This window comes from Parathalassolituus penaei, assembly GCF_026626885.1.
Lineage (GTDB): Bacteria > Pseudomonadota > Gammaproteobacteria > Pseudomonadales > Oceanobacteraceae > Oceanobacter > Oceanobacter penaei.
The window spans coordinates 331,431-343,494 of sequence record NZ_JAPNOA010000056.1 but is presented as its reverse complement, the minus strand read 5'-3'; the positions used below and the strand labels follow the sequence as shown (position 1 = coordinate 343,494).

The window sequence follows — 12,064 nt, the reverse complement described above, 5'->3', positions numbered from 1 at the left end:
AACGGCCATTAACTGCAGATGTTTCGTGACAGATTTGCGTTGGGTGGGCTTGGCTTGGCTGAATCAGGATATAACGGCCCAGTATTCAACGGCACAACCCGGGTATAGGAAACGCCCATTCCTTGCCAGTACTGGCATTTTTCAAACACCAATTGGAACAATTTGGGACATTCGCGTCTGACATCCACCAAGGTCTAGCCCAAACATTTAATTCATATGTTAATTTCAGCCCAGCCTGATTGTTGGGCTTATAAACAATAACGATAAGACTGGTGACCATGATGCAATTCAAGAAACTGTTAGCCACTGTTGGCCTCACCCTGGCTGCTGTTCTGCCGGCCCAGGCAGCCGAGCCCGAATTCACCTTCAAGCTCCATCATTTCCTGCCACCAATGTCGATGGCGCATCAGAAATTCTTGCAGCCATGGGCCGAAAAGGTCATGAAGGAATCAAACGGTCGTATCAAAATTGATGTATTCCCAGCCATGCAGCTGGGTGGTACACCACCACAACTGTTCGACCAGGCCCGTACCGGTGTGGTCGATATGTCCTGGACCGTAGGTGGTTATACGCCGGGCCGTTTCCCGAAAGCCGGTGCCTTTGAACTGCCGTTTATCCCGGCCAATGCAGAAGCCACCAGTATGGCGCTGCAGGAGTATGCCGAAGAGGAAATGAAGGATGAATTGAGCGACGTCCATATTCTGGCCGTTCACACTCACGCCCCAGGCTCGCTGCACTCGCGTGACAAGGAAATCCGTACCGCCGAAGACCTCAACGGCATGAAAGTACGCGCACCGAACAAGGAAATCTCGGAAGCCTTCACCCTGCTGGGTGCCAGCCCGGTCTTTATGCCAGTCACCCAGATGCCATCCGCCCTGTCCAAAGGTGTGGTTGACGTTGCTGTACTGCCGTTTGAAGTGGTCAAGCCGATGAAAATTCATCAGCTGGCTGGCAAAAACACCGAAATCGTTGGCGACCGTGGCCTGTATGTAAACTTCTTCCTGTTCAGCATGAACAAGGATTCGTACAACAAGCTGCCAGCCGATCTCAAGAAAGTAATCGACGACAACTCTGGTATGGCACTGGCGCAACACATTGGCCAGCTGTTTGATGAGTCTGAAAAAGACGGTCGTGATGCCGCAGTGGCCGAAGGCAATACCTTCTACACCCTGACCCCGGACGAAACCGCCAAATGGAAGAAAGCCATGCAGCCAGTCACAGACTCATGGATTGCCGACATGACGGCCGATGGTGAAGACGGCAAGGCTCTGTACACCAAAGCCAGCAACCTGATCCAGAAATACATCGATCAGGTTGGCCAAAAGACTACCAGCAACGAATAAACGTTACGTTATCCCGACTTGGACGTCAGTTGCCGGGTAACAGGCGTCTGCGCCCGGGCTAAAAAGCCCGGGCTTTTTATTGAACGCTTTCCCATCCAGCCCGGTATTCCGATAGATCAATCGTCCCACTACGCTTCCCACACTCACACTGGCAGAGCAGACTTTATTAAGCGCCTACACCAGTGCCTACGGACGCCAGCCCATTAACTGAACTGACGGTCCGTCGAACGGATTTGGGTATTGGCGAGAGGGTTACTGCAGCTGCTGGCGGACCTGGTCAACCTCTTCGCAGAGGATTTCCATTTCGTCCAGCGTGCGCGGGGTCATACGGTGTGATTTGTCGGAATCCGGGTGGAAAATCGCACCCATTTTTACCGCCGGAATCAGCGGCCACACGCCCCAATCCACCGCATCCGGGCTGGCACGGCTGTGTTGGTCCGGCTGGATAATCACTTCCGGCATGGTCACCAGCACCTGTTCCAGACCCACTTGCGGGTAATCATCAACACCACCGGCAAATGGGTTGTCGACGCCACAGATTTCCAGCTGCTGCTGGGGCCAGGCATTGGCCGCCACGGTGGTTAACGGTCTTGACCATAATTCGTAGAAACCTTTAACCCGGCGTTTACCCGCATAACGGGCCTTGATCTCGGCCAGATGCTGTTCGTATTGGGCGGCTTCCCGTTCTGCAGCCTGCTGGTGGCCGGTCAGCTCACCCAGCATGCGAATTTCATCACCCACATCTTTCATGTGTTTGAGGTCGGAATACACCACGCGCAAGCCGTATTCCTCGATACGGGCCAGATCAGCGACCGAGTTACCGGTTTTCCAGGCCAGTACCAGATCGGGTTGCAACTCCAGAACCCGTTCCACTTGCACGCCCGCGTAGGAGCCGATACGCGGAATAGTCTTGGCGGCTTCCGGGTAATCGGCGTATTCGGTGGTGCCAACAATAGTATCCCCCGCTCCAATCGCGTACAGCAGTTCAACGATATGCGGAGCCAACGCCACAATCCGTTTGGCCGGAGGCTGCACCGGAGGTTTGTCCTGGCTGACCGGAGGAGCATCGGCCTGCACTGACCCCGATACCGATGCCATGGCAACACCAGCCGCGGCAACCAGCATCATCACCAGCAACAAACGTCGACTGGGGATAAAACGCAGCATTACCAGTCCACTCCGCGACGTGCTTTTACACCGGCTTCGAAGGCGTGTTTAACAGCTTTGATCTCGCTGACGGTGTCAGCAATATCGATCACTTCCTGCGGGCAGTTACGACCAGTGATGATCACAGTCTGCTCCACCGGACGTTCTTGCAGATAACGGAGCACTTCCTGGGTATCCAGGTAGCCATAGGTCAGCATGTAGGTCAGTTCGTCCAGCAGCACCAGATGAATAGACGGATCTTGCAGAAACTCCTTGCAGCCCGCCCACACGGTTTCAGCGGCGGCGATATCCAGGTCACGATCCTGGGTCACCCAGGTAAAACCGGTCGCCATCACATGGAACGGCACACCGAGCTTGGTCAGCAATTCACGTTCGCCACATGGCCATTTGCCCTTCACGAACTGGGCAACACCGGTTTTCAGACCATAACCCACCGAGCGCAGCACGGTACCAAAACCGGAGCTGCTTTTGCCTTTACCGTTACCGGTCAGAACAATGATGGTGCCGCGTTTTTCGCGGGCCTGGGCCACACGGGCATCCACTTCGGCCTTAGTGGCCTGCATTTTGGCTTTGTGATCCTGATGGTCCTGATTCTGGTCGGTCATGACACAGTTCCTGCGTTCGGGGCCTGACAGGCCGTAAATGACAAAATCCGGGCGAGGTCGAGATGATCCCGACAGGCCGCGGCAATACGATTGAGTGCAGTTTCCTGCTGGTCCTGATAACCCGCTTGCAGACTGGTGTCGGCACCAGCCCAGCGCAGGATGCGCTGCAAGGCGTCAGGGGAATCAAACAAACCGTGCAAATAGGTGCCCGCGACCTGATGATCGGCGCTAAAGCAGCCATCAAAGCCTTCACCATCCAGTTCGGCAAACGGCTGGATTTCGGTATTGGCGGGCATCAGTTCCGGCAACAGCTCGGAACGTCCGGCGTGAATCTGGTAACCCTTCACGGCCACCGGCTCACCACCAAAACAGAGCTGGCCCTGACTGTTCAGCAAGGCTTTTTGTGGGTACATACGGGTACGAATGGGCAAATATCCAAGACCGGCACTGGTGCCACCCTTGCCCTCGATGGCGTCCGGGTCGGCAATTTCCTGACCGAGAATCTGGTAACCACCACAAATCCCCAACACCTTGCCGCCATAACGCAGATGGCGCGCGATGTCGTCGGCCCAGCCGCAACGGCGCAGTAGATCGAGATCGGCCCGCACGTGTTTGCTGCCCGGCACAATAATGAGGTCGGCGTTGTCCAGGCGTTCGTTCTGGCCTACATAGGTCAGTTCCACCTGCGGATGCTGGCGCAACATATCGAAGTCGGTGTGATTGCTGATACGCGACAGCACCGGCACCTTGATACGCAAGCGAATATCGTTGCGATCAACATTCTGCTGCACGTCGATGGAGTCTTCTGCCGCCGCGCCGAGATTGTGCAGATACGGCAACACCCCCAACACCGGCTTGCCGGTACGCGCTTCGAGCCAGTCGAGGCCCGGCTGCAACAAACCGATGTCACCGCGGAAGCGATTGATCACAAAGCCCATCACCCGCGCCTGCTCCAGCGGCGACAGCAGTTCCAGAGTACCGACCAGCTGGGCAAACACCCCACCCCGGTCGATATCGGCCACGATAATCACCGGACAATCGACCGCTTCGGCAAAGCCCATATTGGCAATATCACGATCACGCAGATTGATTTCGGCCGGGCTGCCCGCCCCCTCGACCACCACCAGCTCATACGCCGCCGACAGGCGCTCATGCGACTGCAGCACCGCTTTCATGGCGGTGCGTTTGTAGTCGTGATAGGCCGCCGCTTCCATATCGGTAACGGCCTTGCCGTGAATAATCACCTGGGCACCGGTATCGGTGTTGGGCTTGAGCAGCACCGGGTTCATATCCACATGCGGCGCGACACGTGCCGCCACTGCCTGTAATGCCTGGGCACGGCCGATTTCGCCGCCTTCCGGTGTAACGGCACTGTTGAGTGCCATGTTCTGCGGTTTGAAGGGCGCAACGCGCATTCCCATGTCGTTAAAACAACGACACAGACCGGCCACCAGCAAACTTTTACCGGCATCCGACGTGGTGCCCTGCACCATCAGCGTGTTGGCTGCTTTCCAGCTATTCACCTGTTATTTCCTTGAACCATGTGGCCGGCGGGTAACCATAAACCCGTCAAACCGTTATTCCGTGCGAACACCAATACATTCAACCACCGGCACCGCACCGGGCCAGTGGCCAATACGAATACGGGTACGGCTGCCGTAGGCAATATCCAGTGCCGAAAACCAGCGCCCATCGCGCCAGTCCACCGGTAACAGCTGCGCCAGAATCATCCGGATCACCCCGGCATGACAGACCAGCAGCACCTGCTCGCCCCGATGTTCATTGACCAGCTGTTGCCAGCCAGATTCCACCCGCCGATAAAAATCGTACAGATGTTCAGCACCAGGAGGTGCAAATTCAGCCGGAGCACGGCCAAAATTTTCCAGCAACTGCCAGTCAGGGCTGTGCGGATCGTACTCGCCTAACAACTGATCGAACGGAATCCCGTCCCAATCGCCAAAATCGTATTCCTGCAGCAAGGGCAATAGCTGTAACGGCAACTGACGCTGCCCGGCCAACTCACGGGCAAAGTCAGCGCACCGACGTAATGGCGAACTCAGCACTCGCGTTGGCATTAACCCCGAACAGGCACCGCGCAATTGCCGCCAGCCCTGTTCCGACAACGCTACATCGGTATGGCCGTACAAGGCCGACGCGCCATCGGGGCGACCGTGGCGCACCAGATCAATCAAGGTGGCGGATTCATTCACACCAGCAACACCAGAGTGGTCGGCCATCCGCTCAGCCCTTCAGTGCCAGTGGCAAACCGGCCACCACCAGTGTCACCGTGTCGGCACCAGCGGCGAGGGTCTGGTTCAGACGCCCGGCTTCATCAACAAAACGGCGGGTGATTTCCCCCATGGGAATAATGCCCAGCCCCACTTCGTTGGACACCAGCCAGACATCCGCAACCGAACGCCGCAAGGCGTCGAGCAGATCGGCAAACAGCGCCGGAAAATCCTGATCCGGAAAGTGATACAACTGGTTGTTGAGCCACAGAGTCAGGCAATCGACCAGAATCACCCCCGGCTGCTGGCCGTGTTCACGCAGCCAGCCCACCAGATCCAGCGGCACTTCCGCGAGGGTCCAGCCAGCATCACGTTCCTGACGGTGACGTTCGATACGGGCGTTCATTTCGTCATCGAGAATGGTTGCCGTGGCCACGAAATAACGCGGCCATTCACCGGATTGTGGCAAACCAGCCCCTGCTTCATGCGCAGCCAATACGCGGTTCAACGCCAGACGTGATTTGCCCGAACGCGCACCACCCAATACCAGATGAATCACCAGGCACCTCCTGCTGGTAACCAGCCGGTCGTTGATGCGGCCAGCAACAGAGTCAGAATCATCAACTCCTGCAACTGCTGGGCTGCGCCCAGACTGTCACCGGTAAAACCACCGATGTGACGATACATCCAGCGCTTCAGGAACTGTCGCCACAAGGCCGATGCCACCAGCACAACCAGCAATACCGGCCACGGCAACAACAGCAAACCAATGGCGCCTAACCCCAGCAAATGCGCCAGCATGGGGCGCGTCATTGGCCGCGCCAGCGGATCACTTTTGCTGTTATGGGAGGAAACATAATGAAGGTCCTGGGCATGGGTAACCGCCAACGCCCGCGACCACGGACAGGCAACCAGCAGCGCCAGCAGCAATTGCCCCTGCGCCGCCAGCTCCAGCCACAAACAGAAACGCAACATCAGCGACATCAATAACGCGCCACTGCCGTAAGTACCGAGACGGCTGTCTTTCATAATGGTGAGTTTGCGTTCGGCGTCGAAGCCGCCGTAAAAACCGTCGAAACAGTCAGCCAGACCGTCTTCGTGCAGCGAGCCGGTTAACAGCAGACTGCTGATCAGCATCAGCACCAGCGTTACCGGTGTGCCCAGCAACGGCTGCAACAGCGCCCACAGGCTGATCAGCAACAACGCCTGCACCCAGCCCGCCAGCGGGAACCATGGCAAGGAGCGATGCATCAGATCAGGGCTGTAATCGAGTTGCTGACCCACCGGCAAGCGGGTCATAAAACCCAGCGCCAGACGGATACGGTTCAGCACCGCCGCCGCGCCCGAGCGGGAATTGGCCATAAACGCCAGCGTTGAACAGCGGCGCGCCAGCCAGTCGCGGCAATCGAACCAGAAGCCGGACAGCCCGGAGCCCGGCCGTTCCGGACCATCGAGCCAGCGATCACGCAGGGATTCCAGCCAGTAGCGCCAGTTCACGTCAGACTTCCACCCCGGTAACACCGGCACTGTCGAAGGTGGCCATTTCGTTATAGAAAATACAGGCGGCACGCAGCAGTGGCAGCGCCAGCGCCGCACCGGTGCCTTCTCCGAGGCGCAGGTCGAGGTCGAGCAAGGCGCGGGCTTGCATCAGTTCAAGCACCATCACATGAGCACGTTCGGCGGAACGATGTGCAAACACCATCCGGCTACGGGCCTGCGGGTTGATACAAACCGCCAGCAAAGCCGCAACACTGACGATAAAACCGTCGACCAGAATAACGCGGTTGCGCGCGGCCGCGCCCAGCATGGCTCCGGTGATCTGCGCCACTTCAAAGCCACCAACTTCGGTCAGTGCCGTCATCGCAGAAACCGGGTCCATGGAAGCACCCCGCACACGCTGCACCCCCTGAGTGATCAGATCGAGCTTCAGGCGATACTGCTGATCAGTAATACCGGTGCCACGACCCACCACATCGTCCACGGGCAAACCGGCCACCAGCGCCAGCAGCGCCGACGCCGAGCTGGTGTTGCCAATGCCCATTTCGCCAAAACCCAGCACGCCAGCACCGGCGTCGATTTCGTCATTGGCAATCCGCACACCGGCCATCAGGGCGGCACGGCACTGGTCTGCACTCATGGCAGGAGCGCGGGAGAAGTCTTCGGTTCCTGGCGCAATCCGCTGTACTCGCAGGTATTCGGAATTCACGCGCACAGGCTCCAGAATACCGGCGTCGACCACCCGGAAACGCATGGCCGAGCTTTGACACAGGCAGTTGATGGCAGCGCCACCACTAAGGAAGTTCAGCACCATCTGACGAGTAACCGCCTGCGGGGCAATACTCACCGCATTACGGGCAATACCGTGGTCGGCGGCAAACACCAGCATGATCGGCGCACGCAATTGCAGCAGCTCAGGTGAGCCCTGTAACAGCGCAATCTGTTCGGCCAGATCTTCCAGATAACCCAGCGAGCCAGGCGGCTTGGTCTTGTTCAGAATTCGGGCACGAATACCGGGTAACAGAGCCTCATCCAAAGGCAAAATTTCAGGAAGACCCGGCACCAGCTCCACGGCTGCCGGTTGAAAATCAGGATGCATCGAAACTCCGGTACTCAGGAACGTTGCTGGCGCATTACCAGCAAGAAAAACATGCTGCCAATCGCCGAGGTGATAATCCCGATTGGGATCTCCTGACCGGTGACGATAGAACGGGCAATCACATCCACCCACACCAGGAAAGTACCACCACACAACCAACAGCCAACAATCAGAGTACGACTGGTTACACCAAACCACTGTCGCACAATGTGCGGCACCATCAGGCCAACAAAGCCGATGCCACCACAATAGGTCACAATCACCGCGGTCAGACCGGCACACAACACAAGGGTCAGACTGCGCAAACTGGTGGCGTTAACCCCAAGGTTAAAGGCGTTGTCATCGCCCAGCAGCAAGGCATCCAGACGATGCCCCAACACCAGCAACACCGCACTGCCGATCATCACCACCGGCGCAATCACATAGAGATTCACCGGTTCTATGCGGCTCAGGCTACCCATCAGCCAGAACAGCACCTGGTTGGCGGCAAACGGCTCACCAATAAACAGGATCAGGTGGGTAAGAGCACCCAGCATCAGGGAAATGGCCACTCCGGCCAACAGCAGTTGTTCCGTACTGCGCGCCAGTGCACTCACCGCCAGCCCCTGCACCATCAGAACGGCCAGCAAGGCACCGGTAAACGCACCGACCGGCAAGGCCACCGAAGCCCGCACGCCCACATCCGGCCAATCGAGCATGATCGGCAACATGGTAACCACACTGGCACCCAGGCCAGCACCGGCAACCACACCAAACAGATACGGGTCAGCCAGACCGTTACGGGTAACGTTCTGCAAGGCCGAACCGGCAACGGCCAGCCCAGCACCCACCATAAAACCGGCAATCACCCGTGGCAGACGAATATCAAAGAAGATCATCTGTTGCAGTGGATCAGAACAGCTGCCAATCAGGCACGACCACACCTGCTCAATGTTGGCAGAACCAAACCCCAGCGATAAAAACACCGACACCAGGGCCAGCAGGCCCATCGCCCACCAGCGACGCTGGCCGCTCAGCAGAACCGATAATTGCGAAACCACCATTAACCTATTTCACCTGCCCATCGGCGCTGATCACCGATGGTTGAATCAGAATTTGACTAACACCCACTGAGGATGGACAAAAATCCACCCGCATCAGGCCATCATAAGCACGTACCACACAGGGCAAACGAAATACCCGTTGTAAAAGCTCGGGCACAAGAACTTCCCTGGCGCTGCCGAAAGCACGCAAATGCCCCTCGTGCAGAAGCGCGAGACGATCACAGTACATGGACGCCAGATTAAGATCGTGCAGACTCATAACCACCGTCAGGCCGGTTTCATGTGCCAGCGTGCGCAGCAGTGTCAGCACATCGTGCTGGTAATACACGTCCAGGTGATTGACCGGCTCATCCAGCACAATCAGACGTGCCTGTTGCACCAGCGCGCGGGCAATCAGGGCCCGTTGCTGTTCACCACCGGAAAGAGAGACAAACCGCTGATCGGCACGATCGGATAGCCCAACGCGGGCCAGAGCCTGTTCAACCCGCTGCAAATCATCCGGGCTGCGACGCCCCAGCAACGATAGATGCGGCAACAGGCCCATCTGAACGACCTGGCGCAAACTCAGCGCCAGAACCGGATCATTCAGCTGATTCACAATGGCGATCTGACGGGCACGTTCGGCCAACGGCATGGTCGCCAATGGACGGCCCATCCAGGCTACGCGGCCTTCACAGGGGAGTTGCCCGGTCAGGGCACGTAACAGAGTGGTTTTGCCCGCGCCATTCGGGCCGAGCAGACCTAATACCTGGCCCGCCGGCAACTGCAGACTGACCGCCTGCAAAATCGCACGACCATCTACCGAGAACGATACGCCTTCGGCGTTCAGACCCGGTTCAGAGCCAGATAACAACGACATGATAATTACCGATCAAGACTGCCACCGCTTCCAATGCTATGACCAGCCAACAACAACCGACGGGAACCGAACAAAATCCGGAGCCAGTGCTGATGACCGGCGATCAGGGATGATGTTATCCGTGTACTCCCGCACGAATAGAAATCCAGAAATTGCAGGCTGGTATCTGACTTGCCGCATTAGCAGCGGCTTACAGTTGCGGGTACAGTCCCGGATTTGCACCGGATTCCCATTCAAGCCACTCATGACCGGTATTACACCAGCACATCAGAAGGCACCTGACCGAATTCGGCGCGACTATAGCAGGATCGAGGCCAATCGGCGACCCGGCAGACGCCGGGTCGTTGATTTGAGAGGGGATTATTTGGCGGTATCGCGTAACTCGCGACGCAGAATCTTGCCAACGTTGGTTTTTGGCAGCTCCAGACGGAACTCAAATGTCTTCGGCACCTTGTAACTGGTGAGGCGTTCCTTGCACCAGGCACGTAAATCGTCCGACGTCACTGCAGAATCCTTGCGCACAACCACAAACACTTTGACCGCTTCGCCGCTTTTTTCATCTGGCACACCAATGGCCGCCGCCTCCATCACTTCCGGATGCGCCACCACAATGTCTTCGACTTCGTTTGGATACACATTAAAGCCCGACACAATAATCATGTCTTTTTTACGATCGACAATCTTCATATAACCGTCTTCCATGATCACCGCGACATCACCGGTTTTTAACCACTCACGACCCGGACCACCGTTACTCGCAGGCAGGAAGGCTTCGTCGGTCGCGGCTTCACGCTTCCAGTAACCTTTCATTACCTGCGGACCGCGCACACACAACTCGCCCGGCTCACCCATCGGCAGTTCCACACCGTTATCGTCGACCACTTTGCAGGCGGTGCTGGATACCGGCATACCAATGGTGCCCTGTTTGATGTAACCCGGCGGGTTAAATGACACCACCGGCGAGGTTTCGGTCATGCCGTAACCTTCGGCGATTTCACAACCGGTCACATCCTTCCAGCGTTGCGCCACCGGCGAGGTCAGCGCCATACCGCCAGAAATGGTCAACTTGAGATTACTGAAATCCAGCGCGCGGAAGTCTTCCTGCGCACACAGACCGGCAAACAGGGTGTTCAGACCAACAAAACCACTGAACGGCACACCCTGCAGGGTTTTGATAAAACCCGGAATATCACGCGGATTCGGAATCAGCAGCGAGCAATTACCGGTTTCCAGCAACACCATGCAGTGCACGGTAAAGGCATAAATATGGTACAGCGGCAGCGGTGCTATGACGGTTTCCTGTCCTTCTTTCAGCACCATGTTGAACAGGCCGTGACATTGCATCATGTTGGCAACCAGATTGCGGTGGGTCAGCATGGCACCCTTGGCAATCCCGGTCGTACCACCGGTGTATTGCAACACCGCCACGTCATCGGCCTGCATAGCCACTGGCTTGAGGGTGCGTTTTTCACCGGCCGCCAGTGCCGCACGGAAAGAAATGGCGTTTGGCAGGTTATAGGCTGGCACCTGCTTCTTCACATGGCGAACCACGTTGTTGATCAGCAGACGTTTGAACAGCGGATGCAAATCGGCAATTTCAGTCACAATCACATGACGAATACCGGTACGTGGCAACACGTTCTCGGCCTTGGCAGCCATGTTGGCCAGCACCACCAGCGCCACCGCGCCGGAATCGTTGAACTGGTGTTCCATCTCACGCTCGGTATAGAGCGGATTGGTGTTCACCACAATCAGACCAGCTCGCAGGGCACCAAACAGCACCACCGGATATTGCAGGATATTGGGCAGCTGCACGGCGATACGTTCACCCGGCTTGAGGCCAAGGTCCTGCTGCAACCAGGCAGCAAACTGCATACTCAGGCGATCGAGTTCAGCAAACGACATGGTTTGCCCCAGGCACATAAAAGCCGGGCGCGAGGCAAACTTACTGAGAAACTTGTCGATCAGTTCGACCAGGGAGTTGTACTTGTTGGTATCAATCGTACCCGGATACTCCTTCGGATAACGCTCCTGAAAAAACTGCTCGTTCATCGATGACTCCTGTGTATTCCTGCTTCTTCTTGTTATTCAAAAGCAGACCCTGATTGCGAAAACCCCGGATTCTGGCATGGGATTAGCAACAAGTCTGCATCAGGCTTGCCAAGGCAGTGTAACTTTATAATGAATTAAAGGAAAAGATGCCTTTCCGAAAATCCCTTAAAA

Annotated in this window: 11 protein-coding genes and 1 riboswitch; of the genes, 1 reads left to right on the top strand and 10 read right to left on the bottom strand. The window is 56.9% G+C overall.

The window, feature by feature from the left end:
- Window positions 1–281: 281 nt before the first annotated feature.
- Entirely contained in the window at window positions 282–1,343 is a 1,062-nt protein-coding gene (locus OUO13_RS16230) for a TRAP transporter substrate-binding protein (protein ID WP_283174939.1), read from the top strand.
- 252 nt (window positions 1,344–1,595) lie between these two features.
- On the opposite strand, the gene OUO13_RS16225 is transcribed toward OUO13_RS16230, so the two are convergent.
- The 10 genes from OUO13_RS16225 to OUO13_RS16180 all read right to left on the bottom strand — a co-directional run bounded on the left by OUO13_RS16225 (window position 1,596) and on the right by OUO13_RS16180 (window position 11,893).
- A complete protein-coding gene (locus OUO13_RS16225) occupies window positions 1,596–2,510 on the bottom strand; it encodes a cobalamin-binding protein (protein WP_283174938.1) in 915 nt (304 codons plus the stop codon).
- The gene (gene cobO, locus OUO13_RS16220; protein WP_283174937.1) at window positions 2,510–3,115 is read right to left on the bottom strand and encodes a cob(I)yrinic acid a,c-diamide adenosyltransferase; all 606 of its coding nucleotides are present in this window, start codon (window positions 3,113–3,115) and stop codon (window positions 2,510–2,512) included. Before cobO ends, OUO13_RS16225 begins: the two co-directional genes overlap by 1 nt.
- A complete protein-coding gene (locus OUO13_RS16215; protein ID WP_346429369.1) occupies window positions 3,112–4,608 on the bottom strand; it encodes a cobyric acid synthase in 1,497 nt (498 codons plus the stop codon). The genes cobO and OUO13_RS16215 overlap by 4 nt, the downstream gene beginning before the upstream one ends.
- A gap of 84 nt (window positions 4,609–4,692) precedes the next feature.
- The gene (locus tag OUO13_RS16210; RefSeq protein WP_283174935.1) at window positions 4,693–5,352 is read right to left on the bottom strand and encodes a histidine phosphatase family protein; all 660 of its coding nucleotides are present in this window, start codon (window positions 5,350–5,352) and stop codon (window positions 4,693–4,695) included.
- A gap of 4 nt (window positions 5,353–5,356) precedes the next feature.
- The gene (gene cobU / locus OUO13_RS16205; protein ID WP_283174934.1) at window positions 5,357–5,902 is read right to left on the bottom strand and encodes a bifunctional adenosylcobinamide kinase/adenosylcobinamide-phosphate guanylyltransferase; all 546 of its coding nucleotides are present in this window, start codon (window positions 5,900–5,902) and stop codon (window positions 5,357–5,359) included.
- On the bottom strand, window positions 5,899–6,840 hold the full coding sequence (gene cobS, locus OUO13_RS16200) for an adenosylcobinamide-GDP ribazoletransferase (RefSeq protein WP_283174933.1): 942 nt from the start codon (window positions 6,838–6,840) through the stop codon (window positions 5,899–5,901). Before cobS ends, cobU begins: the two co-directional genes overlap by 4 nt.
- A gap of 1 nt (window position 6,841) precedes the next feature.
- A complete protein-coding gene (cobT, locus tag OUO13_RS16195) occupies window positions 6,842–7,939 on the bottom strand; it encodes a nicotinate-nucleotide--dimethylbenzimidazole phosphoribosyltransferase (protein ID WP_283174932.1) in 1,098 nt (365 codons plus the stop codon).
- A 14-nt stretch (window positions 7,940–7,953) separates the two neighbouring features.
- A complete protein-coding gene (locus tag OUO13_RS16190; RefSeq protein WP_283174931.1) occupies window positions 7,954–8,982 on the bottom strand; it encodes a FecCD family ABC transporter permease in 1,029 nt (342 codons plus the stop codon).
- Window positions 8,983–8,986: 4 nt separating this feature from the next.
- Window positions 8,987–9,841 (bottom strand): ABC transporter ATP-binding protein, encoded by an 855-nt coding sequence (locus tag OUO13_RS16185; RefSeq protein ID WP_283174930.1) that lies wholly within the window; start codon window positions 9,839–9,841, stop codon window positions 8,987–8,989.
- Between the two features lie 140 nt (window positions 9,842–9,981).
- Window positions 9,982–10,120: riboswitch (cobalamin riboswitch) on the bottom strand.
- A gap of 81 nt (window positions 10,121–10,201) precedes the next feature.
- Complete coding sequence (locus tag OUO13_RS16180) at window positions 10,202–11,893, bottom strand: AMP-binding protein (protein ID WP_283174929.1); 1,692 nt, start codon at window positions 11,891–11,893, stop codon at window positions 10,202–10,204.
- Between the last annotated feature and the right edge of the window lie 171 nt (window positions 11,894–12,064).